Genomic DNA, 23,811 nt, shown 5'->3' with positions numbered 1-23,811 from the left:
CTGCCCGCAAGGACAGGGCCAAGGCCGATACCTCTACGGAGCGGTGCCGCAGGCGAATAGAATTGCGTCGTTGAGCGCGTAGACCTTGCCATCCGGGCCGATAACCGTGCAGGTGTATGCCTCGCCGATTCCGCTGGTCAGGCCGATGGTCTGCGTCAGCGTCCCGGTGGTCATATCCCAACGATAGATATGGCCATCCTCACAGTTGGCGAATATCGCCTTTGTAACCGGGTCGATCGCGGCAGAGTTGATGCACCACTCGTGCACTCCGCCGGCCGGGCTGGGAAGCTGCTGGTCATCCGTCATCACTTCGTTCATCGTCGTCCAGCCGCTTACGGGATCGGTCTCGGTTGCGTTGGGATCCAGTACAGCGATCTTGTCATCACCATTGCCGGTGCCGATACCCACATAGTTGTTGTATTTGCACATCAGCAGATACGACGACGTGCCCTTGTACGCAGGCACCATGGTCGAAGGTACGATTGAGGGCGTGTCGTCCCAGCCAAATGCCCCGGGCGCACCTTTGAGTGTGAGGTTGGCGTCGAGGTGGATCAGCCAGCCCCGGTCGTTGTTCTCCGGGAACGGGTTCTCGAGGATGCCAATGTAGACGTCGCCGTCCGGACCGATCAGCGGTGATGCTGTACTGTCGTCGATGACAATACCGGCGTCGCCGCTCTTCGGATCCAGGAGGTACGTATGGTGGATCGGAGCGAGCGTCACGCTATCGCAGGAACAGATGTAACCGTTGCCCCAGGCGTTAGTGCCGGTAGTGTTGTTAACAGCCACGTAGACGGTTCTGCCATCCAGCGACACGGCCGGCGTGCAGTTATCCTGCGTCTTGGTCATGCTGGTGTCGCCCGACAGCGTGACGGCGGAAACATACGAGCCGCGTCCATCGGGTGCAATTCGCGCCAAGCCGCTCACCAGGTTTGCCGGGTTGGTTCCTGTGACCTCAAAGCCGAAGTAGAGATCCCCGGCGGAATCGAGTGTGAGCGGCGTGTTGATGAAGACGTTGTTGTTGAAGTCGGTGGGATCCGCGGCATATGCGGCATTACCGAAAAACGCGATGCGCCCGGTCGGCGCCGTATTGGGTTGGTCGGCCCGGTCGCGGTACTGCACCGTACCGCCGGCGCCCGGGTAGTACACGCGGCCATTCGGAGCCAGAACCGGGCCGAATACGGGGTACCAATCGTGGGGTGGCGGAACCCAATCGCTGGTTACGGTCCACTGTGTGGCGCCAGTAGCGCCGGCGAGCCCCTCCACCTCAAAGTCACCGGCGGAGGTCGTTTTGATCGGCGTCACCACGGTGTTCTGGTGCGTTATCATCACGGATCCGTAGTGGATCAGCAGCTCACCGCTGCCGGAGGTCACCGAAAGATCGATCTGTTTCTGCCACAGAATTGAAGCTAGCGCCTGCCCTCCAACGCGTGATTGCGCCTGGTGCTGCGGCCCACGCCCATAGCCGTACCAGGTGCGGGTGGAGACCTGCGCTCGGGAGCCGGTGGGGCAGAGAGCGGCAGCCGCTGCGGTGACCAGGAGAGCAAGTGCCGAACTTTGTTTTGACTGTTTCATTGCGGCCTCCGGCGGCTCCGGCTCTACAGTCTTATCGCTGAAACTGCGCCTTGAACGCAGCCAGTGCCTTGATCAGAGTCGCTTCCGTAGGTTCGTCCACGTCCAGTGAATGTCGAATCTTTTCGATCACGTCTGGATAGTTCTCTGCCAGCCACGGGTGGAACTCCTGTTCGAATCGCTGAACGTCGGCAACCGGAATGTCGTCCAGGTCGCCGTGGTAACCGGCAAAGATGATGGTAATCATCTTTTCCACCGGCATTGGCTCAAACTGCGGCTGTTTGAGCAACTCGACCAGTCTCGCGCCGCGGTCCAATTGATCGCGTGTGGCTTTATCCAGGTTCGACGCGAACTGTGAAAACGCCTGCACCTCCCGATACTGCGCCAAATCGAGCCGCATCCTTCCGGCAACCTTCTTCATACCGTTTACCTGCGCGGAGCGGCCAACGCGGCTGACGGAGATACCCACGTTGATCGCCGGACGCACACCGGCAAAGAAGAGATCCGGCTCCAGGAATATCTGGCCGTCGGTAATCGAGATGACATTGGTCGGGATGTAGGCCGATACGTCGGAGGCCAGGGTCTCGATGATTGGCAGGGCGGTGAGCGTGCCGCCGGTACCCGGCACGCGGCGGACTTCTACCTCTGCCGCATTCGGCAGCGCTGCTGCCGCCTTCTTCGCTTCCTTCGACCCGTCTCCGCCTTCGTAGACCTTGCCGTCCACGCCGGTGCTGGTCTCTGCCGCGGCATCCCTGGCTACAATCACGTAGTCCTCACGCACCTTTGCCGCTCGCTCCAGCAGGCGGCTGTGCAGGTAGAAGACATCACCGGGATAGGCCTCGCGACCTGGCGGCCGGCGCAGCAGCAGGGAAACCTGCCGGTAGGCAACCGCATGCTTGGACAGGTCGTCGTAGATCACCAGAGCGTGTTTACCCTGGTTGCGAAAGAACTCACCGATGGCGCACCCGGTGTACGGGGCGATGTACTGCATAGGCGCCGGATCTGAGGCGGCAGCCGACACGATGATCGTGTAGGCCATGGCGCCATTGGCCTCCAACGCCAGCTTCACGTTGCCGACCGTCGTGGCCTTTTGCCCGATCGCCACGTAGATGCAGATGACGTCGCCGCCCTTTTGGTTGATTATAGCGTCAAGCGCAATTGCTGTTTTGCCGGTTCCGCGGTCGCCGATAATCAGCTCGCGCTGTCCGCGTCCGATTGGCACCAGCGCATCGATAGCCTTGAGGCCGGTCTGTAGCGGCTCCTTGACCGGCTGGCGGTCGACAACTCCGGGCGCGCGCGCCTCGATAAACGCGGTTTCAGTAGTGACAATCGGTCCGCCGCCATCCAGCGGGTCCCCCAGTGCGCTCACAACGCGCCCGAGCATCTTCTCGCCGACAGGCACCTCCACGATGCGCGACGTTCGCTTGACGACCGTGCCTTCCTTGATCTGCTCAATCGGCCCAAGTACAACCGCGCCGACATTATCCTCTTCAAGGTTCAGTGCGATGGCGCGGACCGGCGCACCATTGCTGTCCAATACGGGATTGCCGCGGCTGTCGAGAAACTCGAGCAGCTCCGACACCATACAGTCCTGCAGCCCGTAGATGCGGGCGATTCCGTCGCCCACCTGCAAAACGGTGCCAACGCCCACCTCATTGAGGTGGCCGGAGAGGCCGCCCAACTCACGTTCAAGGATCCCAGTTATCTCTTCGGGTCGAATAGCCATAAGGATGTAGTCCTCAGTCTCCCATCATATGCGGCCGGTTGGGCCTCTAAGATTGCGCCTCGGCAAGCAGGTGGTCGCGCATCCGCTCCAACGAGCCGCGCACGGTTCCATCGATAAGCGTATCCTGCAGCCTCACCAGAACGCCGCCCAGCACGGCCGGCTCGGTATCCACCGTCAGCTCAACCCGCTGCCCGGTACGCAGCTCCAGGCTGCGCCGCAAGCGTCCTATCTGATCCGGCGTCGGCGGCAGCGCAAACACGGCCTCAGCCCGCACAACACCCTTTGCGGCATCCGCAAGCCGCTGAAGTTCCGTCACCACGCCGGGCAGCATCTCCTCGCGACTCTTGGCGATCAACAGTGTGAGCAGCGACACTGTGAGCGTTTCGCACTTGCCCTTCAGTGCGGCAACCACGGCCGCTTCTTTGCTGGAGGCCGGAATTAAAGGCGATCGCCACAGGCTCTGCAGACTCGCCGAGCCACCGACCAGAGCGCTGAACTGTGCCAGGTCGCTGGTCACGGCGTCCACCTTGCGGGCTTTCGATGCGGCAGCGAACACCGCGGATGCGTACCGTCGCGCAACGCGAAAATCGATCGTCGCCATCAGTGACTGCCTCCACCGGCCGCAGGCTGCTGCACCGCGCCGATGAAGTCATCGATCAGCGAGGAGTGCGCAGTCTCGCTGGCGTGAGCGCGGATGCCGGCTTCCGCCGAATCCATCGCGATCCGCACGACATCGCGACGCAACTCGATGCGTGTACGGGCCTCTTCACGGGTAATCTCGGCCTTCGCTCGGGCCAGCATGGCATCCACCATCGTCCGAGCTTCCGCCAGCAACTCGTCGTGCGCCGCCTTTGCCTCTTGCACAGCGCGCTCGCTGGCTGCCATCGCTTCGGACTCGATGTTGGCAATGCGCGCGGCATACAGGTCGTGCTGCGACTGGAGATCGGCCATCGCCTTCTCAAGCAGCTTCTGCGCCTGTTCGATGCGCTCCGTCCGGTCGCTCAGCAGCACCTTCAGCCTGGGCAGGACGAACCGGACGAAGGCGAACGCGATGATGGCGAATCCGACAATAATCGCCCAGAGTGAGGGCGGGTATTCGTTGGCAAACGGCCCAAGGTGAAATTCGGGAATCACGCTGGTCGCCTCGCGCTCGCTTTGAGAAGGACAGCGTTCATGCGGACCGTTCCGTTCCGCCGCCGGTTGCCTGCGCAACGATCGGCTTGAGCTCGCGGCGCAGCAGAACTTCCGTGGCGCCGCCACCCAGCGCGTTTGCGGCGGCAGTGGCGGCAACCGCAGCTATTTGATCGGTCATGCCGGCAAGCACGGCTGCACGCTCGGCGTCGATAGAGGCGATACCCTGACGTATCACCTCCTCGGCCTGCTCACGTGCCTCGTTCAGAAGCAGCTCGCGCTGTGCCTGCGCATCCTTGATCGACTCCTGAATGCGCGTGCGCGCCTCCGCCTCCACAGCCGCCATGCGCCGCTGATAGTCATCCCGGAGGGCGTGCATATCCGCTTCCAGAGCATCGCGTTGTCGGTAGGCATCGTCTACGTCGCGATCGCGTTTCGAAATGTTCGCGAGCATCGGCTCCCAAAATACGAAACGCATGATAACAACAAGCGCAATGAAGATGACGATCTGCGCCAGGAAGACCACCGGATCAAACTTCAGGCTCTGCAGCATGGAGTTCATGATATGGAAATGGAGGCCTGGGTGCGGGCCACACGCGCCCGCACCGCTATGACTACTTGGCCAGCGACGTTGCAGCCGACTGAACGGCCGACATCACCTTGCCGGTATCAGGCAGATTGCCGCGCATCATCAGAAAGACCAACAGTGAGAAGATCACGAGGGACTCGATAAACGCGAGCGCGATGATCATATTGATCTGCAGGTTGCCGGTCTGCTCCGGCTGCCTGGCCATACCCTCCAGAGCGGCGGCCGCCGCCTTACCCTGGCCGAGCGCGGCAGAGAGTACGGCAACGGGGACGCCGAAGCCGACGGCCAGCGCCAGAGCCATAAAATAGACCATTGTATCTGTTCCTTTCGATATATCTCGAACGAGATCCGACCGGAAGGGCACTAATGAGCGGCGTGAGCCGCCTCATGCTCGTTACTGCCGTGCCCGGTCATCAGCTGGATGTAGATGCAGGTGAGGATGGTGAATACCAGCGCCTGGACCACATCGGTCAGAAGAGAGAGAATGAGTACTGGAAACTGCAGCGGGATGAATCGTCCGATGATGCTGCCGGACGCCATGGAAGCCAGAATGAGGATGATAACATCCTCGCCGAAGATGTTGCCGAAAAGTCGGAGGGCCAGCGTAAAGGGCTTGACCAGCTCCGAAACCAGTTCAATCGGACCCAGGAGGGGCGCCACCCACCAGATTGGTCCGAGAAAGTGCTTCACATAACCCACCGGGCCATTCGACCGGATGCCCACAAACTGCACGTACACAAACACCACCACGCCCAGGGCAAGCGTAAACGTGAGGTTCGCCGTGGGCGCGTGTACGAAGGGCATCGCACTGAACAGGTTCATCAACAACACGTAGATGAAGATGGTGCCCACCAGCGGCGTGTACCGCTCCCCGCCCGGGCCAATAGTCTGCACGGCAAACCTGTTCAGGCCCTCCGCGATGAACTCGCCGACATTCTGAAGCCCTCGCGGCACAGCCTGCATGTTCCGTTTTGCAAGCAGCGCGAAAACAATCATCCCGACAGCAATCAGTCCACTATCCCAGAGCAACGCTCTTGGATCGGCCATGTCGCCCGGCTTGAACGGCTGCTCGCGCGATCCTGCCGTTTGGGCTGGTGCGTCGGCGCTGACGCCGGAAGGCGCACCGCCCTGCGCCAGCTGAAAGGCTGCGCCGGAAGGCAGGTGAATCAACCGGCTGTTTGAGGCAGTATGCTGCGAGCCGTTCGGCAACCCGCTATCTCCCTTCCGTCTCGCCGCTGTACTCGGCGGTAAACTGCATTCCCGCTGTGGCTTCCGCAAGCCGGTGAACAGTTGCTGTCGAGCGCTTCGCTCTGGAGGATTGCGCCGCCTGTGTGAGCGCCACGGCAGTAAACGCAAATGGTACGAGGCCGATACCGACCACAATAAATGGCAGGTCGGCGCCGGCGTGCGCTGCCGCCACGGCCAGAATCACCCCAAAGATCGGTACTTTTGCAATGAGCAGCGCCAACAGCACGCGGCGTGTCCTCCGGAGTGATCTTCCGCGGAGCGCAAACGGAACCGAGAGCGTGATCGAGCCGGCGCTGAGGAGCGATAGCAGCGAGCCACCAGCAAACGCCCAGGCGGCCGGGCGCAGATTGAGCACAACCAGCAGCAGCGACGTCGCCAAAGCCACCGCGCCGCTGACGCACAGCGTTATACCGAGTGAACCCTGCTTGGGACGCGCGCCTGCGGTGGCGATGAAGTTGGTCGTGCGAATACCGGTCATGAGTTAAGCTTTTGAAGCGTGCGCACCAGCGAACTGATGCCCACCACCAGTCCGAGCACCGCGCCCAGCAGCGAGAACCAGTACGTTGTGTGCCGCAGCTTGAGGTCGAGAAGCCAGCCGGCAACCACCAGAACGATAATTGGAGCGACGAACGCCGAAACCGCCGAGAGCGCCAGCGCCGTATTGGAAGCCTGACGCTGTCCAGCGGCCAGCGTTTCGGGCTCCACGGGCCGCGGTGGAAGTGAGACCGTGAATTTTGGCACAATCGGCGCATCCGGCGCTACGTCCCACGCTTTTTTTTCCTCCGCCAGCTTGTCGTCCGGCTTTTCCATGACCTGGTTCAGCTATGCCGCTGTAGTCTGACAGAAGCGGGCGTGCAGCAGCCGAACCGCTCGCTCCGCGTCACTTTCCGGCACGAGAAACGACACCGACATCTCGGAGTCCGCCGTCTGATAGACGGCTACGCCGGCGCCCGCCAGCGTCTCGAAAACTCCCGCCATAATACCCGGCACTCTGCGGTGGCCGGAAGTTACCACCGAGACCGTCGTGCAGTTCTCAAACACGGCCCCGGGTACGTCTACCACGTCGATCTTGCTCTCCATCGCTCGCAATAGCGGGCGCTGGACGCTGTAAGCAAGATCCAGCCCCTCAGAAAACTTGAAAATGAAGAACGCGGCAACCTTTCCGCTGGAATCCGGCGCTTCGTACGGTACAGGAACCACCATGCCGTCCAGCAAGTCACGCGCAATTGGAAACTTGTCGCGCGGCACGCCAAACGAAAGGGCGTTAGGCCCAAATGTGACGTAGTGGATGTTGACGCCGGCGCGAGACATCATCCGATAGACTTCGCGCTCCACGCTCGCCTTGTGAACTGTTTCGCCGATCTCCAGCCGAATGAACACGATCTTGCCGGTATGCGTTACGCCGGTAACGCGCGGCGCGCCGGCGCCGCGATTCGGAATCGATTCAATGCGCGTGCCCGGCGATTCCGTGAACGTCCCCTTCACCCAGAGCGGCATCCGGTGATCCATCGCGATCTCAACCGCCCTTGGGTGAACCACGCGGGCGCCCTGATGCGCGATCTCGGCCACCTCTTCGTAGCTGCAAACGTCCAGCGTGCGCGCATCTGGAACCAGATCGGGATCGGCCGACTTCACGCCATCCACGTCGGTATAGATCTCAACGGCAGTTGCCTTGAGAGCTGCGCCAAGCGCCGTGGCGGTGGTATCGCTGCCGCCGCGCCCAAGGGTAGTGAGCGACCACGATTCGTCCTCTTCGGAGTGATCCGTTGCGCCCTGAAACCCGCATACCACCGGCGTGATTCCCTTCCGCAGAAGCGATAGAAGGTGCTGCGTTCGGATCTCGCGGATGCGGGCGTTGCCGTAAACCTCATCGGTAATGATGCCGGCCTGACCACCCGTCAAGGCCGATGCCTTGATGCCCGACGCCTGCAGGGCGCGCGCGAAAACGGCCGCAGAGATGATCTCTCCGCAGCCCATCATCACATCCAGTTCACGCGGTGGCATCGGCGCCTGAGGGTCCACAGCCTCAAGGAATCCGATCAGCGAATCGGTAGCGTACGGAGCGCCGGAACGTCCAATGGCTGAAACAACTACGACCGAGGCATGGCCCGCCTGCTGGGCCTGGATTACCTTGCGCACCGCCATTTCGCGGTGCTCCTGTGAATCGAGGGACGTGCCGCCGAACTTTTGAACCAGGATCTTCACGATTTCGGCGCCTCGGGCAATGGCCGCTGAACAATCCCGGAAGGCTCAAGCCCGAAAACGGTCGCGAGTTCCTGCGCCACGGCGTTGGCGCGATCGTCTTCGATGATGCACTGCACCGTACTGTGTGAGTCGCCGGTCGCCAGCATATGAGCGCCAACCACAAAGAGTGCGTCGGCAATCTGCGACATGATGCCGGAAAGGTCGCGCATGGAGCTGGCGCGCACCACAATCAGCGCCAGGTCGCACCGCAGTCTGACCTGCATGCCACCGGACGCAATGGCAGCTTCGGCTCGCTCCGCATCCAGGCCGGCCAATCCCAGGGTTACCGCCGTACGGTGCAGCTTGATCAGGAAGACCGGGACGTGAGCGGTCGCCAGTGTCTGGAATGTGTTCAGAATCCGGGTCGGCCGGTCGTCCCCGTCACCAACATCAATCACGGCATGGCAAACCTGCCGCGTTACCTCAACGGCAACTACACCGCGCTCCCGCTCGAAGGCGACGTCGTGCGAATCAATCGCCGTTCGGGTACTCATTCGCTGATTCCATTCGGGAGCCATGCCCGCCGGGCCATCGACGGAAGTTTGTGCATTATTGCGCAAGCAGTATAGCCCGCGACACCGCCGGTGTCAACCGGAGCGGCACGCAGCCACACAGGCGCATACCAGTTCACCATCGTTCGAGCAGGCGCCTGTAAGTTGGTCACAACCCAACAACTCCAGCCGGTCACGAGCATCGCCGAGGACCGCAATGGAGCACGCCCCAAACGGATCCGTCACACCGATGCTTTGCATCCTCACGCTTAGCGGTCCGCCCACTCCCAGCCCCATCCGCAGCCCGGCGCCAAGCGCCTTCGAGGTGGCTTCCATCAGTGCGAAACCCGCTGCCACACGCTCCGGAGCATCGCTCGAGGAGCCGCCCGCGGATCCGACAGTGAACTCTTCGTAGGCGTCCGCGCTCATGAACCGGCGCGCCATTTGAAGGAGCTGCGGCGGCCCATGACGGCGCATTCGGCTCAGTTGGACAAGGTCGATGCCGATCCCAGCCACTTTGCAATCGAATGTAGCTGCCACCATCTCGATGCCGCGTTCGTGCGTATTAGATACCTGAAGCCATGCCGGATCGTAACCCGCAGCGATCGAGGATGCCCGTAGCGAGCCGTACAGAATTCCCGAGGGCCGCCCGCCAACCTCCCGGGTCCACGCCAACTCGTCAGGCTCCGGCATCTGTGCGCCGGGCAAAAGGCCGCACACCGCCTGAACTGCGGCCGCCAGAGTCAGGTTCGGGGATCGAGCGCCTGTTCCAGCGCCGAGAGCGTGCGCGAAACCGAGGGCTTCGCGCCACCCGGGTGGCGACGGGACCCGCCATGCCCCGTTCTGGTCGGCTTCCGTTGTAACCATCGCCGCCAATTCCATAACTCCTGAACCGAAACGGTCTGAAACAGCCCGTGCCGCCTGGTGGTGGCCTCTGGACCTCGATACGTTATGCCGCCATCCGTTTTCCGTGCCCACTACGCTGCAGGGGAAAACGCTACGGCCGTCCCAGCTCAACTCTACGTGGCGCCGCGTGCTCCGCAGGTAAAGGCGCCGAATGTCTCACTCCGAGCTCCGTCCATGCCGGCTCTTTGAGCGCGCCGGATGACCGCACCTGCCGGCTCAGCCCGGCTCCGTGCACTCCGTTTGGCTTCCGGGGAACCGGCTATTCGGAATGCTCACCGTACACGGCTGTATAGTAGTCCCAGTCCGGATCGGTAGCCATGCGGATGAACGCGATCTGACCAGCGTGATAGAAATCTTCCGACGAAATGTGGGCCACTGCGCTGCCCAACGGCAGCGGGGAACCCCAGGCCGTTACGGTGCTGTCCAGCGGCGCATCGGCGTACTTCTCCTCAATGTAGGCAAGGAGCGTTTCGTGCGATTCCTGCAGCATCTGGAGCAGGCGCCCAGGATCGCGCTCCGCTACCTCAAGCGCCTCGTACGTGGGTTCGACGCCGGTTTGCAGCGATTGCAGATAGGCAGAATCGTCCGTCACCAGGTGCGCCAGCGTCTCTACCACACTTTTGCACGCCGGATACGGCTTCCATGACCATTGAGCGGGCGTAAGCCCATCAAGATGGCGCAGGAAGTATTTGCGCGAACTCCTCACGCCCCGTACAACGTCACTCAGATGAAATGGCATTCGTCGGCCTCCTTGTGCGTCAAATGAAGGAACTCGCAGCCTGACGGTGAAGTAAGAGCATACTATAGCCCTGCCGAATCCTGCGTTGGAAACAGTGCACCCAGCTTGAGACGATTTCTTGCCCGTAATGCGATCCTGGTCGTGGCGGCCTGTCTGCTTGCCGGCCTTTCGGATGGCGCACTGGGTTCCGGGCGCCTTCTACTGCTGGCAGCCGTGTTCGCGCTCGGCGGCGCTGCCGGCGCGCTTGCTCTCTTGCTCGTCATCTGGTGGACGCGCCATACCCAGAAACGTGCCGAGCGGCGCTGTTCGGACCTCGTCAGCGAGTTGACACCGCAATTGCTGGGTGACTACGGGCCGTTCGTCATTGACGCTGCGTCGCGGCTTGGAATGGCGAACGACCCTACTGCGGTGCCGGTGTTGATGCGCGCACTTGACCAGTATGTTGAAGCGCAGCGACCCGGTTGGCGTGATGTTGCCGAGGAGATTGTGCAGGCGCTGGGAAAGTTGGGCGACCGCAGAGCGCTGCCGCTTCTTCGCCGCCTTGAGACTGTGCGTGGTATCGGTTTTATCGGCGCATTGCGAGCCGCCATCGCATCGATTGAGCCGCAAACCAGCCTGCTGCGCCCGGGAGTGCATGCCGTCCACACGCTGCTTCGGCCGTCGCGAAGCGCTCTGGAACGCGCTGACCGCGATGAACTGGTTCGTCCGACGGCGGAACTGGAAGCGGGAGCGACGGCCGCGCTGAGCCAGGCGCCGCTGCTCTAGCTGGCGGCGCAACCTAGCCCTACAACAACTATTCGATAACGGGCCGCGTCGCCTCGGACTTGCGCTGAATAGCTTCCATCGTCGCGCTCAGGTTCTCGGCCATTTTTTTACGGATGAGGCTCTTTACCATGGCGCCGATCAGCGGCACGTTGTACTCGTAGTCCAGGCTGGAATCGAAACGCGTGCGGCTTGGTGAAAGCGACGTGAATTGCCACTTGCCCGACATGCTGTCCATATCACCCTTCAGCATGCGGAATGTATCGCAGCCTCGCGATTCATCCCATAAATCTTCCTGCACCCACTTCACCGTCATGTTGAATTCGCGGATCATGCCCACCCACTCGGTGACGGTGCGTGCGCCATCCTCCGAACGTTCGATCACGGTGAGGGACTTCAGGTCGGCCATGTAGGCCGGAAATGCTTCAACATCCCGGGCAGTGGCGAAAACATGGGCTACAGGCGCCTCAATCTCCACGGAGTGATCAATGTGCGGCATCAGGCGTTGACCTCACGCCACGCAAGTTCCGCCGCGCCCATGATGCCGGCATTGTCGCCAAGTTCGGCGCGGACTACCCGCGCGGAGCCGAACAGTGATCCCACGGCGCTGGCGCGCGCCGTTCGCTTCGCCGCCTGAAACAAAACCTCGGAGTTGGATATCTGCCCGCCAAGCACCACCACGTCTGGGTTGAACACGTTCACCATGCTGGCTATGCCGAGCCCTACGAAGTGGCCGGTCTCGCGCATCACTTCTGCGGCCATCGCGTCACCCTTCTCGGCCGCATCGTCGATTGCCTTTGGGGTTAGTACGATCTGAAGCGCGTCGGTGCTCTCCACATGCTCCCACAGCAGCGTTTCGCGCCCCGATTCCATGGCAAGCGCGGCCCGCTCGATGATCGCGTCGCGACCCGCCAGCGACTCCAGCCGGCCGTGCGCACCGTTGGCGCTGCCGCCAACACCGTCGGCGATAATGATGTGGCCGATTTCGGCGGCGCCACCCGTTGCGCCACGCAGCACCAGACCGTCGATGATAACACCGCCGCCGACGCCGGTGCCCAGAGTGAACATCACGAGATGGTGCGTGCCGCGGCCGGCGCCGAAACGAAACTCTCCGAGCGCGGCTACATTGGCGTCGTTATCCATAACCATCGCGACGCCAAGCGCCTCCTCCACCAAACGGCGAAGCGGAACGTTTTTGTAGGGGGCGTAGCTGCCCCCGAGATTGTCGCCGAAGTTTGGCGCCCAGCGGATTACACCAGCGGGAGAATCGATGTGGCCCGGCACAGCCATGCCGATAGCGCCGATCTGCTCCAGGGCCAGTCCGGAGGATCGAACCGCGCCTTGAATGCACGCGGCGATCTGCCCAACAGTCCGCTCAACGCCCGCCTTGGCGTCCGATGCCATCTCCTGGCGCCCCAACGTATTCTCGGTGCGATCCAGAACGGCAGCGCGCACGTTGGTGCCACCGAGGTCAACTCCGACCACATACTCCGCGCCTTTTCTGGCCTGCAACGCCACCCCTCCCCGCGGCTCCCGTCGCCGCGCGCCTGTCAATGTCAGTGCCCCGCGAGTATAGCCAAGCCGATAGCCTTTGTCAAACGCCCTGTCGGCTCTGAAACCATCGTTACGGCGCTTCAGCCGTCACTTCGGCAGCATACGCGGAAGTCGCCGCTTGCAATATCGCCGCCGCAGGGGCGCCGGTTGCCGCCGCAGCCGCCTTCACGTCCTCGAACTCCGGCGAAGCTGTAATGCTGCCATCTGCCGCTTCGCCCAGCTTGATCCGTATAGCCCCGTATGGCGTGGTAACCGTCCTCCACGAACGCCGGAGCACAAACCGCTGCCGCACCGACCAACGCACGCCGAATGTGGTAGTTTCCCGCAGGATGGCTTTTGCCACCGCCGCCGCCCGCTCCGGCGGCGCAAGGGCGGTAAGCAGCACGGCCGGCCGGCACTTCTTCATGATCACGGGCGTCAGAAACGTCTCAAGCGCGCCCGCCGCGGCGATGCGCTCCAGAGCTACATCGTAAAGCTCCGGCGACATGTCGTCGATGTTCGCTTCCAGCTGCGTCACCACGGCTGGCGGGTCTGCCGACTCCGGGGCCGAATGCTCGGTTGGCTCGCCGCGGAGCAGCGCAAGCAGATGCCCAAGATGCGGTAAAAGCTCCTTGACGCCATCCTGCACGCCACCAGGACTTCCGGGCAGGTTGACGATCAACGTGCCGCCCCGCGTGCCGGCCAGACCGCGTGATAGAACAGCCCGCGGAAACTGCGCCATGGCGCGCCAGCGGAGAAGCTCCGCAACTCCCGGCGCCTCGCGTTCCAGCACCGTCCGTGTGGCTTCAGGCGTCACATCTCGCGGCGCCATGCCCGTTCCTCCCGTCGTGAGAACCAGCGCGGCATCGTCAGCGCAAAAAGCGATCAGTTGTGCCGCAATCGCGGCCGCATCATCCGCGACGCAGGCGCGCAAAACCGGATCGAAGCCTTCCGCGGCCAGCAGCCCGGCTGCCAGGGCTCCGCTCAAATCCTCCATCGCGCCGCTGGAACAGCGGTCACTCACCGTCAGCACTGCTGCCTTCAAGCTTGCCTTTCGCGCACCCTCCGAAGCCGCTGCGGCAGGAAGTCCACCGGCCTACGTCGAAAAGCCCGGAAGATTCTGCGGCCACTGGGAGATCGCTCGATGCGCCTTATGGCCGTCATGCTGGTGTTTGTACCCATCAGCCTGGCGCTGCACGTGCTGAACGCTCCCGCACCCTGGGTATTTGCCACAGCCTGCCTTGCAGTTATACCACTGGCGGGCTTTTTGGGACGCGCGACCAACGAACTGGCTCTTCGGTATGGACCGGGTGTTGGCGGATTACTGACGGCGACATTCGGCAATGCCACCGAGATCATATTCGCCATGGTGGCCGTGCATGCCGGCGAAGTCGAAGTGGTGAAGGCGTCGCTCATCGGCTCCATCATCGGCAATATCCTGCTGGTGCTGGGACTCTCCGTATTTCTTGGCGGAATACGCCACAAGGTGCAGCGGTTCAGCGTGGATGTAGCCCTGGCGCATGCCACCATGCTGGGTATGGCTGTAGTAGGTCTGCTGGTGCCGGCCCTGTTCGTTCGCAACCTTCACGGCATCAGCGAGCTGGTCTCCAATCCGCGGGTTGCCCACCTCAGCACCGGCATCGCGGTCGTGCTGCTGCTGGTGTACATCGGAGGCCTGGTTTTCTCGCTCTATACGCATGAAGACCTGTTTCGCGGTGACCTCAACAACAGACATGAGGCGGCTGTGTGGCCGCGCTCGATGGCTGCGCTTACGCTTGCGGCGGCCACGGTGTTCATCGCCATGGAGAGCGAGCTGCTGGTGGCGGGCATCGAGCCGGTGGCTGCGCGATGGCGCCTGAGCCGGCTCTTTATCGGCGTGATCGTGATCCCGATCATTGGCAACGCCGCAGAGCACAGCACCGCCATCCTGATGGCGCTTCAAAACCGGATCGAAGTCAGCCTGAACATCGCCGTCTCTTCCAGTACCCAGATCGCTATGCTAGCCATACCGGTGATAATACTGCTGAGCGGCACACTGGGACATCCGATCACCGTTCTGTTCAGTCCATTTGAGCTCGTGGCACTTACCGCCTCAGCGGTGATCGCCGTCTTGATATCGATGGACGGCAAAAGCCACTGGCTGGAAGGCGCACAACTGCTCGCCACCTGGGTCGTCGTTGCTCTAGCGTTCTACTACATCGCCGTATAATGTGCGACTGCAGGCTGGCCGCTCTGAGCCGATATGGCCCGCCAAAGCGTAAAACCAACCGGATGAAACTCGCTGAACCATCTCGCCAGCCGGCTATCGCTGTTCCGGAATCCTTCGCAGCGCTGCCGGCCGAGTTCTACCTGCCCGATGCCACACAGGTTGCACCGAGACTTTTGAACGGCCTGCTCTGGAGCCGTGCCGGCAGCGTAATCACATGCGGCCGCATATCGGAAACGGAAGCCTACATGCCGGATGATCCGGCCAGCCACGCCTACCGGGGCAAGACAGCGAGGAACGGCAGCATGTTCGGGCCACCCGGCAGGGCCTACGTCTATCTGATCTACGGCATCCACCACTGCCTGAACGCCGTAACCGGACTGGACGGAACAGCCGGCGCGGTGCTGATTCGCTCCGTGGAATCTTTGATCGGTGTGGAGATTATGGCGGCGCGCCGTGGCATAACCGGCATGCAGGGCTGCGACGCCGGCGCTGGACGCCGGACCGACCTCATGCGGCAGGTGGCTTGCGGTCCTGGCCGGCTCTGCCAGGCGATGGGGATCGATCGTTCGCACGACGGCGTCGATCTCTGCGATTCGAGATCCCTCTGGATCACACCGCCTGCAGGATCGACCGGTTCGACAGGAGCTGTTATCGCCTCGCGCCGCATTGGAATCGGTCACCCGGGGGCTGCTGCAAGACCATGGCGGTACACCCTGGAGGGCGATCGGTGGGTGAGCCGTTGAGACCCGAAGCCCACATACCCTTCCTCTTGCATCAGCCGCCGGTTGCCGTGGCGATATGCGCCTCCGCTGCCGTTGCGTTTGCCGCATGGGCGCTGAAGGCGCTGACGGTGGGAGGCGCGACTTCCGCGTTTGCCGTTGGCTGCATCGTGTTTGGCATTGGTGGCCCTGCATTCGCGATTCCTCTCCTGGTGTTTCTGGCGACCGGAACGATACTATCCAGGATCGGCAAAGCCAACGTTTGCAATGCCGGTAAGGGCCCGCGGCGTGCCCGGCAGGTATGGGCAAATGGCGGCGTGGCGGCTGCGCTCGTCGTGCTCTTCGCCGCAAAGGCGCATGAGTGGCCGTGGTACCGAAGCCGCGAGCTACTGATGCTATATCTTGCGGCGCTGGCCACCGTAACCGCCGATACGTGGAGCACTGAGGTTGGTCGCCTGCTGGGCGGCGTTCCGCGCCTGCTGACTTCGTGGCGCAAGGTCGCACCCGGGGTATCCGGCGCGGTCTCAACGCCAGGCACGCTGGCCGGCCTGGTCGGCGCTGCGTTGATCCCGGCAGGCGTCGCCTTCGTATGGCGGCTGCAGCCGGGCGAAATCCTGGTGGTGGTGTGGGCAGGCTTCCTCGGCAGCATGGCCGACAGCATCCTCGGAGCAGGTCTTCAGGCGCAGTATGCGGGTGAAGACGACTACGCACCCCGCGACGGACCCGCGGCTGCCGGCCAGAAACCGGTTCATGGATTCCGCCCGGTCACCAACGACGTCGTCAATCTGGCCGCCAGCCTGGCCGGTGCGGCTATGGCGTGGCTGTTACTTGCTACAACGCACTATCCCTGGGGATAGCCGCACGGTGCGGCATGCATGCCAGCGAGCGTGCTATCTACGCGCTGCGCCCGGGCAGGAGTTCGGCAAGCCGGCGCACAAACTAAACGGGAACAGTTGCGAACTCCGGGTGAACCCGGCACAACAACCCACCGAGGGGGACGAGAACCGTTATGTCTGAAGGAAAGCTACGCGTCGGCTTTATCGGGTGCGGCGGAATATCTCATGCACACGAAGCCGGCCTCTCCAAGTTTGAAGATGTGCAGTTGGCGGCGTTCTGTGATGTCATCGTGGAGCGCGCCGAAAAGTATGTAGAGAAGTATGGCGGCGCAGCATACGACGACGCGGCCAAAATGTTCGCCGCCGAAAAGCTCGATGCGGCCTACATCATGATTCCCACCTATGCGCACGGCGCGCCGGAGCGAGCCTGCCTCGCGGCCGGCGTTCCGTTCCTGGTGGAAAAGCCGCTCGGCATCGATCCCGATGATCTGCGCAAACTTGCCGAGGAGGTAAAGGCAAGCGGACTGATCACCTCCGCCGGATTCATGAACCGCTATCGCAAATCGGTCAACCGTGTCCGCGGACTGCTGAAAGACGACCCCGGCATGCTGCTGGATGGCGCGTGGGTCGGTGGTCCGCCCCTTCGCAAGGAGGGCGACTACTTTGCCAGCCAGCCTATTGGCCTCTGGTGGCCAATCAAGAGCAGAAGCGGAGGCCAGTTTGTGGAGCAGGTGATCCACACGGTGGACCTTGCCAGATACCTGATGGGTGAGGTTCAGGAAGTGTTTGCATACGGCGCCAATGGCTGGAATACCAGGCGGCCGAACATCATTCCGGCTTACGACCTGGAAGACGCGATGGTGGTTGCCATGAAGTTCGAGTCGGGCGCTGTCGGCAACATCATGTCTTGCTGCGGCGCCGGCGCCGGCGGCGGTGGAGTCTTCCTGAATATCTGGGCGAGCCACCACAGTGCGCGATTCACCGATTGGGGCCACAGCGTCCGGATCTATCGGGAAGGCGAAGGCGGGGAAGAAGACCTGCCGAGCACCGAGGATATCTTCCCGGTGGAGGATCGCGCGTTCATCGATGCCGTGAAATCGGGCGATACCGCCGGCATACGATGTTCGCATGCCGATGGCGTACGAACCACGCTGCTGGCGCTGGCCGCTAACGAGAGCTTCGACAAGAAGGCGCCGGTTACCGTACGGTACTAAACTCCGCGTGAGCTGCTTCGCCGGGTGGCGACACGCCCGGTGAAGCAGCTGCAGTTCGCGGCACGCTCACCTCTCCAGCCGCCCGCTTTGGAGAGGTGGGTTTGCCCGTGAAAGGTCGTCCAAATATGGCAGTAACCAAATCGGGCGGAGCGCCCGGCTCCGCCGCACTCCTCGTCGGCATTGTTGCCGGGATAATCATATCGGCCGGCGCTACCATGGGTGCAGCCATGGGAATGCTGAAGGCCAACGTACCGGAGTTTCTGGGCACCAACCAGCTGCTTGCCGGCGGCGCCGGCCTCGGGCTGCTGGCCGGCTACTTTCTGGCCAGCCGCTCAACCAGCCCGCTAAAGGGGGCCATCGTCTCCGCCATTGGATTCGCCGTCGCCGCCGCAGTCGTGCTGGTTCCGCTGGCCGTGATCAGTTATAACCAGACCGCTGTGTACGCCAGCATCGACCATACGATGGCGTACAACAGCGAATCGGCCGCCAGCTGCATCGCCGCTCTGGCCGTTGGTGGACTGTTCGCCGGGCTGCTGGTTCCAATGATCATGGCTGCGTTCCGAAAGCCCGCATTCCAGCCGCCGGCTGAACCGCCGGCGGCGTCCGGGCCCGGAACAGAGAGCTCGTAGACGGGCGCTTCTGAATTGACGGCATAGCCCAACTCCGAGCTGGCAATCGCCTCGCCGTTCGGCCACTCGCACGGTCATCTTTGCCAGTATTTCTGCCCTGGTCACGGCCGGCATGAAGGCGGTCGGCGGCCGCGGCAGCAGAATAATGCGCCTTGCTTCGCATCCCGCAAGGCTGCCTGTCAGGCACGATGCTGTAAGGTGGACGGACCAGTCGGCTGTATGCCGCCTTTTTTTGCCGCACGCGTTGACAGCTGTCGGAGGAGGTGCGTCCATTCGGTTATACTCGCGTATGCAGTCACGGGATCGCACGCACCGTATAACTCCAGAGCCGTAACGATCCGGCGGAATGGTTCGTGCCTTGGACCGATACGGGTCATCGCAATAACCATGGCGTCTGCTTCAGAGTCTCGCGGATTTGCGGCATCGTTTTCCTCTACGGCCTGCGTGAGCCGCAGGCGGCGCAATCGGCCACCGGCTGCGACGGTACCGACGCGGGCTGTTATATTGCCCCCCATGCAACCTGAATTGACCGGAATCCGGCGGCGCGGAGGCTTCACTTTGGTGGAGCTGCTCGTGGTTATCGGTATCATAGCGTTACTCGCAGGCGTGCTCATCCCGGCGCTGTCGGCTGCGCGAGAGCGGGGCCGACAAGCCGTGTGCCTCTCGAACCTCCATCAGATCGACCTGGCATTTCGCATGTACCTCGGCGACTATGATAACCAGCGACCTGTCGATCTCCAGCGGATGATGCCCGGTTACCTGCGATCGCCAAAGATCCTGATGTGTCCCGACGACTTCACAGGCAACTATGCGTGGTGGAACTGGGGCCGCAATAACATGCCGCCGGCCCAATGGAAGTGGCCGCAATCGTACGACTACTTCCCGGGATCGTTCACCGACGCGCAGTGGGCCGAACTCGTATCACTGGGCCTACGCGCCGGCTATGTTGACGACCGACTGCATGGTGTGCCCTTTCCCGGCCGACCGTGGCCCTCGCTTTACCCGGAGTACTCAGGCCGCACGCTCCGGCTTGAGATGGATGGATCGGTGATAAGCTTGAACATTCACTACCCACATGCAAAGCTCGAGACCTGGTGGCTCCTCGCGTGGTCACCGGGCGAGGCCGCGCCGCCGGCGGAGCCTTAGCGGTATGGCGGCGGCAGTTCCGGGCCGCAGCCTGATCCGTGCCGCATCCTCCGCCGCCGCTGGGGCCGTATGTTGCGTCGTGGCATGGCTGGCGATTACCGACTTGCTGTTCGGCGCGGGCGTGTACAGCCACTTCGCGTTCGCGCAATCGGCCGGCATCGGTTCGGCCTCGGGCGGCCTCTTAGGCGTCGCGTACTTCTGGCGGCCGTGCGCGCCGTTCAAGTTCGCATTGCTCGCTTCGTGGGCCGACTTGCTCGTCCTGGTGGCGTGGATGGCATTTCTGGCATGGCGGCATCACGCCACGGCCACGGACAATGCGGCATGGATCCGCCCGCTCGTCGCCGCAGCAGCCCTGGCGATAGCCTCAGGCATATTGACCGCCCTCCTTATCGTGAGGCTGCACCCTATTGCGACGGACGCGGCAATTGAGTCCGCTCCCCCGATCTCCGGCGCGCTCGGATAAGCGGAGGAGCACAGTTGAAAGAGCCACCGCCGGCAACAGGCACAGTGCGGCTTCGAATGCAAACGATCGCGCTCGACAGCGTGGTTGGCGCAATAACCTCCGGCGCCGTCTGCGCGGGCATCACCGCCCTCGTCGTGCTCACTGGCCTTGTCAGCTCGTACGCCATTTCGCAGGATTTCATCATTGGCGCGCTATTTGGCGCCGTCGCGGGTCCGGCGGTCGGCTGGCGCGAACGGCGCCCCTTGGCCGCGGCGACCCGGCTCGCGATCTGGTATCCTGGCGCGCTGCTCCTCTTCCTCCTGCCATGGACCCTTATCATTATCAATCTGAACGCGGCGCACGGGAATCTCGGAACGGCCAAGCCCCTCATAACGGTGATCCTCGCCCCCGTATTCTTCGCCGCAGTCGGAGCAGCGAGTGGCGCGATCCTCGCCCTCCTGCTGCCACGCCTGCATCGGCAGCTGCTATCTCAGTAAGTTCAACTCCAGATCAGCGAAATCCGGGCCCGGAGGAGTACTATTCATCACCGCCGACGTGATCTGGACAAGGCTCACGCCTATACGGGACGTCGGAGCGGGCGCCCCGGCCGACCTAAGGATGCACCTGTGCCCGACGACGCTCCAGCCGATATTGACGCTCTTGGCGATCTCTGTACGCCGTGGTGCATTCATACGGCGGTAACGCTTCGAATCGCTGAGCATATCGCTGGCGGGGTCACCGGGATCGACGGCATCGCGCGCGCGGTGGGCTGCGACGCCGAAGCGCTCAACCGAATGCTCAGTTGGCTCGTTGCCAAAGGCGTGTTTGAGGAGCCGTCACCCGGCTGCTTCAGCCTGAACGAAGCCGCACGAGCGCTGATGGAGCCAGCACGGCGCATTGGCATGGATCTTGGCGGTATCGGCGGCCGTATGGCCTATGCGTGGGGCACCATGCCCACGTACGTCCGTACAGGCGCGCCAGGCTACGCGGAGATGTTCGGCCTGCCGTTCTGGGAAGACCTGGACGCCCACCCCGCTCTCGCCGCAAGCTTCGATGACCTGATCGGGCAGATAGGGCACGGTACCCCCAGCGTGGCGTTTCAGCCGCAGGGAGGCTGGGAGGGCGTTCACACGGTGGTGGATGTAGGCGGTGGTACCGGCGTTTTCCTCGCCGAGCTTCTCCGCGTTCATCCGGCATTGACCGGAACGCTGGTAGACCTGCCACGAACCGTTGCGCGCGCGGAGGCGGCTTTCGGTTCCGCCGGTGTGGCGGCCCGGGTATCAACGATCGGGCAAAGCTTCTTCGATCCGCTGCCGGGTGGCGCCGACCTCTATCTCCTGAAGAACGTGATCAACGACTGGCCCGATGCGGAGGCCGTCGCGATCCTCACCCGGTGCGCTGAGGCGGCGCGGCCACGCGGTCGCGTTATCATCCTTGCCGGGATCGACGCGTACGAGGCATCGCGGCCATTATCTCCGGAAATGGTGTTGGCCGGCGGCAAGCATCGCACCTTGACCGAGTTGCAGACCATTGCCGGCCGCGCCGGTCTTGAGGTGCTGGCCGCCGCACAACAGCCTCCGCGTTACTTCGTCGTAGAGTGCCGGCCGATTTGAGAATTGGCGAATCGACACGCGCCGGCCAGGGCGAGCACGTATTCAGATGCTTACTGCGGCAAACCGTTTGGTTTTTGCCGATTCCAGGCAGGCCAGAATGATCGCCAGGGCGCGCCGACCCTCTTCACCGTCAATCGCCGGTGGCGTATTGGTTGCAATCGCGGTGATAAACTGGCGGATAACGCCGGAATCGCTCTGTCCGCCCGATTCGTTCGTCTGCAGCTTTCCGGTTTCGTAGCACTGCTTCTCGCCACTCGCCAGTTCCACCACCACGCTGAAGCGCGGATCGGAACCGATGCGCATGATTCCGAGGCTCCCAAAAAGCGTGGTGGCGTTGTCTTCGCCCGGATTGTGGGTCCATGAGCAAACCAGTGTGCCAATGGCGCCGCTCGCGGATCGCAGCAGGCACACCGCATTGTCATCCACGTCCCCCATCGGCTTGTGCAGATGCTCTACGAACGAGGCCGCCTCAACGATCTCTTCGCCGAGCAGCCAGCGTATGAGGTCTGCCTTGTGAACGCCGAGATCACCCATGGCGCCCACGAACGCGCGCTTCTTATCGTAAAACCAGCTCGTGGCGCCGTCGATGCTCCATCCTTCCGGGCCAGGATGCGAGAACGCTGTGCGGAAAGTGAGCACCCGGCCGATGACGCCGGCTGCCACCAACTCCCTGGCTTTCACATGCAGCGAAGCCAGTCGCTGATTGTGTCCGATCATCAGGAACTTGCCGGCGCGCGATGCCGCCGACATCATCTCCCGGGCCTCCTTGTCGGAGGTTGCCATCGGCTTTTCACACAGCGTATGCTTTTCCGCCTTGAGAGCCGCGATTGTCACCGGCGCATGAAGATAGTTCGGCAGGCAGACGCTGACAGCGTCGAGTCCTTTCACCGACAGCAAATCTTCCCAGCGCGCAAAATCCTTGCCGCCATACCGCGCTGCCAGGGCTTTCGAACGCTCCGGCACGATATCGGCAAACGCAACCAGTTCGACCTCCGGGTTCGCGGCATATTCGGGCGCATGGCGGTGAATCGCGATACTACCGCAACCGATCACACCAACCCGGATCTTCTTCTTCGGCATTCTGCCCGTCCTCGTCTCCATGGAATTGTGTGCGGCATCTGGCGGCCGGTCTTGCAGCCGCGGTGATTTGCCGTATCTTGCTTCCGGTTCGACGGCAGTTGCTGCGCTTCCTGCCCACGTGGTGCTTCGGCGCTGAGGGCGGCCGCGCCGCGGAAGTCGCGCACTTCCAGGCTCGCTGCGCCACGCACGTATCTGACTTTTGGCAATATGAAACCGCAAACACGGATCCGACGTCCAGAAGGCCCGATATTCCTGCTGCGTGTTTGGCGGTTACAGCACGACGGCACGACCACCGGCAGCCAATCCTGGTGTCGTCATTCCGAGCTAAGCCGAGGGACCTGCCCTGAGTGAAGCCAAAGGATAAAAAGTTGATGGCTCGGGCTCCGGCGCTCACTGCGGCGCCGTTCCGCTCTCAAACTAAAAAAGAATCCAAAAAACGTCGCCCGAATGGAACTTTCCGGACCAAAAAACTCGCTTAACGTTATTAAATGCCGCGTGTGTGCGAACATTTTCAAGCAAAGTCTGTATAATCCTTGACAGGCTTTGTCTGTTAGATCATGATCACTTTGGTCTCGATTTCGTATACCGTGGATCCGGTAGGAAACCGCACCGGCGAAACGGTGGGAAGCACCTCTACAAGCTTCACGATGGATAACGACGACGAGCTTACGTCGACCAGCGGCGGATTCGCGAACAGCTATTCGTACAACGCCAACGGCGAGCAGACCGGCCGCACGCTGGCCGGTACGGCATACACCCTCGCCTTCGATTACGACGGGCAACTCAAGTCGATTACGCAGGGTACGGCGGTGACCGGTTTCGGCTACGACGCCCTCGGCCGGCGCGTGAGCCGAACTGCCTCCGGCACCACCACCTCCACGCAGTACGCCGGCGGCGCGCCGGTAACGGAAACGCAGGGGAGCACCTTTACTGCCGCGTACACCATAGGTAACGACCTGCTCCGGCGCAACGGCGAGTACCCCGC

The 23,811-nt window shown here is 62.5% G+C and carries 28 protein-coding genes; 11 read left to right on the top strand and 17 right to left on the bottom strand.

Annotation, left to right across the window (positions count from 1 at the left end; genetic code table 11):
- Positions 1-33 precede the first annotated feature (33 nt).
- The 13 genes from KGJ62_06145 to KGJ62_06085 form a co-directional block, all read right to left on the bottom strand.
- Complete coding sequence (locus tag KGJ62_06145; GenBank protein MDE2126152.1) at positions 34-1,572, bottom strand: hypothetical protein; 1,539 nt, start codon at positions 1,570-1,572, stop codon at positions 34-36.
- 31 nt (positions 1,573-1,603) lie between these two features.
- Entirely contained in the window at positions 1,604-3,301 is a 1,698-nt protein-coding gene (gene atpA, locus KGJ62_06140) for a F0F1 ATP synthase subunit alpha (GenBank protein ID MDE2126151.1), read from the bottom strand.
- 40 nt (positions 3,302-3,341) lie between these two features.
- Positions 3,342-3,896, bottom strand: a complete 555-nt coding sequence (gene atpH, locus KGJ62_06135; GenBank protein ID MDE2126150.1) for an ATP synthase F1 subunit delta — start codon at positions 3,894-3,896, stop codon at positions 3,342-3,344.
- Entirely contained in the window at positions 3,896-4,429 is a 534-nt protein-coding gene (locus tag KGJ62_06130; protein ID MDE2126149.1) for an ATP synthase F0 subunit B, read from the bottom strand. The genes atpH and KGJ62_06130 overlap by 1 nt, the downstream gene beginning before the upstream one ends.
- A 37-nt stretch (positions 4,430-4,466) precedes the next feature.
- Positions 4,467-4,988: an ATP synthase F0 subunit B gene (locus tag KGJ62_06125; GenBank protein ID MDE2126148.1), complete on the bottom strand. Its 522-nt coding sequence runs from the start codon at positions 4,986-4,988 to the stop codon at positions 4,467-4,469.
- A gap of 52 nt (positions 4,989-5,040) precedes the next feature.
- Complete coding sequence (gene atpE / locus KGJ62_06120) at positions 5,041-5,328, bottom strand: ATP synthase F0 subunit C (GenBank protein ID MDE2126147.1); 288 nt, start codon at positions 5,326-5,328, stop codon at positions 5,041-5,043.
- 50 nt (positions 5,329-5,378) lie between these two features.
- The gene (gene atpB, locus KGJ62_06115) at positions 5,379-6,224 is read right to left on the bottom strand and encodes a F0F1 ATP synthase subunit A (GenBank protein MDE2126146.1); all 846 of its coding nucleotides are present in this window, start codon (positions 6,222-6,224) and stop codon (positions 5,379-5,381) included.
- 4 nt (positions 6,225-6,228) lie between these two features.
- Entirely contained in the window at positions 6,229-6,741 is a 513-nt protein-coding gene (locus tag KGJ62_06110; protein MDE2126145.1) for a hypothetical protein, read from the bottom strand.
- Entirely contained in the window at positions 6,738-7,073 is a 336-nt protein-coding gene (locus tag KGJ62_06105) for an AtpZ/AtpI family protein (protein MDE2126144.1), read from the bottom strand. The genes KGJ62_06110 and KGJ62_06105 overlap by 4 nt, the downstream gene beginning before the upstream one ends.
- A 12-nt stretch (positions 7,074-7,085) precedes the next feature.
- Complete coding sequence (locus tag KGJ62_06100) at positions 7,086-8,468, bottom strand: aspartate kinase (GenBank protein MDE2126143.1); 1,383 nt, start codon at positions 8,466-8,468, stop codon at positions 7,086-7,088.
- Positions 8,465-9,001, bottom strand: a complete 537-nt coding sequence (locus tag KGJ62_06095; GenBank protein ID MDE2126142.1) for a hypothetical protein — start codon at positions 8,999-9,001, stop codon at positions 8,465-8,467. Before KGJ62_06095 ends, KGJ62_06100 begins: the two co-directional genes overlap by 4 nt.
- Before the next feature lie 93 nt (positions 9,002-9,094).
- Positions 9,095-9,865 (bottom strand): 4'-phosphopantetheinyl transferase superfamily protein, encoded by a 771-nt coding sequence (locus KGJ62_06090; GenBank protein MDE2126141.1) that lies wholly within the window; start codon positions 9,863-9,865, stop codon positions 9,095-9,097.
- Between the two features lie 298 nt (positions 9,866-10,163).
- Complete coding sequence (locus tag KGJ62_06085) at positions 10,164-10,643, bottom strand: DinB family protein (GenBank protein MDE2126140.1); 480 nt, start codon at positions 10,641-10,643, stop codon at positions 10,164-10,166.
- A 105-nt stretch (positions 10,644-10,748) separates the two neighbouring features.
- Between KGJ62_06085 and KGJ62_06080 the strand changes: the two genes are divergently transcribed.
- Positions 10,749-11,408, top strand: a complete 660-nt coding sequence (locus KGJ62_06080) for a hypothetical protein (GenBank protein ID MDE2126139.1) — start codon at positions 10,749-10,751, stop codon at positions 11,406-11,408.
- 28 nt (positions 11,409-11,436) lie between these two features.
- Here the strand turns inward: KGJ62_06080 and KGJ62_06075 are convergent, their stop codons facing one another.
- The 3 genes from KGJ62_06075 to KGJ62_06065 form a co-directional block, all read right to left on the bottom strand.
- Positions 11,437-11,904: an SRPBCC family protein gene (locus KGJ62_06075; protein MDE2126138.1), complete on the bottom strand. Its 468-nt coding sequence runs from the start codon at positions 11,902-11,904 to the stop codon at positions 11,437-11,439.
- On the bottom strand, positions 11,904-12,917 hold the full coding sequence (locus tag KGJ62_06070) for an ROK family protein (GenBank protein MDE2126137.1): 1,014 nt from the start codon (positions 12,915-12,917) through the stop codon (positions 11,904-11,906). Before KGJ62_06070 ends, KGJ62_06075 begins: the two co-directional genes overlap by 1 nt.
- Positions 12,918-13,029: 112 nt before the next feature.
- Complete coding sequence (locus tag KGJ62_06065; GenBank protein ID MDE2126136.1) at positions 13,030-13,983, bottom strand: DUF111 family protein; 954 nt, start codon at positions 13,981-13,983, stop codon at positions 13,030-13,032.
- A gap of 99 nt (positions 13,984-14,082) precedes the next feature.
- On the opposite strand from KGJ62_06065, the gene cax reads away from it, so the two are divergent.
- The 9 genes from cax (at position 14,083) to KGJ62_06020 (ending at position 21,746) form a co-directional block, all read left to right on the top strand.
- Positions 14,083-15,147, top strand: a complete 1,065-nt coding sequence (gene cax / locus KGJ62_06060) for a calcium/proton exchanger (protein ID MDE2126135.1) — start codon at positions 14,083-14,085, stop codon at positions 15,145-15,147.
- 122 nt (positions 15,148-15,269) lie between these two features.
- On the top strand, positions 15,270-15,890 hold the full coding sequence (locus KGJ62_06055; protein ID MDE2126134.1) for a DNA-3-methyladenine glycosylase: 621 nt from the start codon (positions 15,270-15,272) through the stop codon (positions 15,888-15,890).
- Positions 15,875-16,723: a DUF92 domain-containing protein gene (locus KGJ62_06050; protein MDE2126133.1), complete on the top strand. Its 849-nt coding sequence runs from the start codon at positions 15,875-15,877 to the stop codon at positions 16,721-16,723. Before KGJ62_06055 ends, KGJ62_06050 begins: the two co-directional genes overlap by 16 nt.
- A gap of 152 nt (positions 16,724-16,875) precedes the next feature.
- Complete coding sequence (locus tag KGJ62_06045; GenBank protein ID MDE2126132.1) at positions 16,876-17,916, top strand: Gfo/Idh/MocA family oxidoreductase; 1,041 nt, start codon at positions 16,876-16,878, stop codon at positions 17,914-17,916.
- Between the two features lie 125 nt (positions 17,917-18,041).
- Positions 18,042-18,545 carry a hypothetical protein gene (locus KGJ62_06040; protein ID MDE2126131.1) on the top strand — a complete coding sequence of 168 codons (504 nt, stop codon included), beginning with the start codon at positions 18,042-18,044 and terminating at the stop codon, positions 18,543-18,545.
- A 513-nt stretch (positions 18,546-19,058) separates the two neighbouring features.
- Complete coding sequence (locus KGJ62_06035; GenBank protein ID MDE2126130.1) at positions 19,059-19,691, top strand: type II secretion system protein; 633 nt, start codon at positions 19,059-19,061, stop codon at positions 19,689-19,691.
- A gap of 4 nt (positions 19,692-19,695) precedes the next feature.
- Entirely contained in the window at positions 19,696-20,154 is a 459-nt protein-coding gene (locus KGJ62_06030) for a hypothetical protein (protein ID MDE2126129.1), read from the top strand.
- A gap of 14 nt (positions 20,155-20,168) precedes the next feature.
- Positions 20,169-20,630 (top strand): hypothetical protein, encoded by a 462-nt coding sequence (locus KGJ62_06025; GenBank protein MDE2126128.1) that lies wholly within the window; start codon positions 20,169-20,171, stop codon positions 20,628-20,630.
- A 129-nt stretch (positions 20,631-20,759) separates the two neighbouring features.
- The gene (locus tag KGJ62_06020) at positions 20,760-21,746 is read left to right on the top strand and encodes a hydroxyneurosporene methyltransferase (protein ID MDE2126127.1); all 987 of its coding nucleotides are present in this window, start codon (positions 20,760-20,762) and stop codon (positions 21,744-21,746) included.
- A gap of 42 nt (positions 21,747-21,788) precedes the next feature.
- Here the strand turns inward: KGJ62_06020 and KGJ62_06015 are convergent, their stop codons facing one another.
- Entirely contained in the window at positions 21,789-22,826 is a 1,038-nt protein-coding gene (locus KGJ62_06015) for a Gfo/Idh/MocA family oxidoreductase (GenBank protein ID MDE2126126.1), read from the bottom strand.
- A 557-nt stretch (positions 22,827-23,383) separates the two neighbouring features.
- Between KGJ62_06015 and KGJ62_06010 the strand changes: the two genes are divergently transcribed.
- A partial coding sequence (locus tag KGJ62_06010; GenBank protein MDE2126125.1) for a hypothetical protein occupies positions 23,384-23,811 on the top strand: 428 nt, incomplete at its 3' end.

The organism is Armatimonadota bacterium, assembly GCA_028871815.1.
Taxonomy (GTDB): domain Bacteria; phylum Armatimonadota; class Chthonomonadetes; order Chthonomonadales; family Chthonomonadaceae; genus REEB205.
The sequence above is the reverse complement of the archived record's forward strand: the minus strand, read 5'-3'. Positions and strand labels throughout refer to the sequence as shown.

Excerpts from the sequence above, each read along its gene's own strand:
- KGJ62_06145 (MDE2126152.1), bottom strand. The coding sequence starts at position 1,572 with ATGAAACAGTCAAAACAAAGTTCGGCACTTGCTCTCCTGGTCACCGCA.
- atpH (MDE2126150.1), bottom strand. The coding sequence starts at position 3,896 with ATGGCGACGATCGATTTTCGCGTTGCGCGACGGTACGCATCCGCGGTG.
- KGJ62_06125 (MDE2126148.1), bottom strand. The coding sequence starts at position 4,988 with ATGAACTCCATGCTGCAGAGCCTGAAGTTTGATCCGGTGGTCTTCCTG.
- atpE (MDE2126147.1), bottom strand. The coding sequence starts at position 5,328 with ATGGTCTATTTTATGGCTCTGGCGCTGGCCGTCGGCTTCGGCGTCCCC.
- KGJ62_06110 (MDE2126145.1), bottom strand. The coding sequence starts at position 6,741 with ATGACCGGTATTCGCACGACCAACTTCATCGCCACCGCAGGCGCGCGT.
- KGJ62_06105 (MDE2126144.1), bottom strand. The coding sequence starts at position 7,073 with ATGGAAAAGCCGGACGACAAGCTGGCGGAGGAAAAAAAAGCGTGGGAC.
- KGJ62_06095 (MDE2126142.1), bottom strand. The coding sequence starts at position 9,001 with ATGAGTACCCGAACGGCGATTGATTCGCACGACGTCGCCTTCGAGCGG.
- KGJ62_06090 (MDE2126141.1), bottom strand. The coding sequence starts at position 9,865 with ATGGTTACAACGGAAGCCGACCAGAACGGGGCATGGCGGGTCCCGTCG.
- KGJ62_06085 (MDE2126140.1), bottom strand. The coding sequence starts at position 10,643 with ATGCCATTTCATCTGAGTGACGTTGTACGGGGCGTGAGGAGTTCGCGC.
- KGJ62_06075 (MDE2126138.1), bottom strand. The coding sequence starts at position 11,904 with ATGCCGCACATTGATCACTCCGTGGAGATTGAGGCGCCTGTAGCCCAT.
- cax (MDE2126135.1), top strand. The coding sequence starts at position 14,083 with ATGCGCCTTATGGCCGTCATGCTGGTGTTTGTACCCATCAGCCTGGCG.
- KGJ62_06045 (MDE2126132.1), top strand. The coding sequence starts at position 16,876 with ATGTCTGAAGGAAAGCTACGCGTCGGCTTTATCGGGTGCGGCGGAATA.
- KGJ62_06040 (MDE2126131.1), top strand. The coding sequence starts at position 18,042 with ATGGCAGTAACCAAATCGGGCGGAGCGCCCGGCTCCGCCGCACTCCTC.
- KGJ62_06035 (MDE2126130.1), top strand. The coding sequence starts at position 19,059 with ATGCAACCTGAATTGACCGGAATCCGGCGGCGCGGAGGCTTCACTTTG.
- KGJ62_06030 (MDE2126129.1), top strand. The coding sequence starts at position 19,696 with ATGGCGGCGGCAGTTCCGGGCCGCAGCCTGATCCGTGCCGCATCCTCC.
- KGJ62_06015 (MDE2126126.1), bottom strand. The coding sequence starts at position 22,826 with ATGCCGAAGAAGAAGATCCGGGTTGGTGTGATCGGTTGCGGTAGTATC.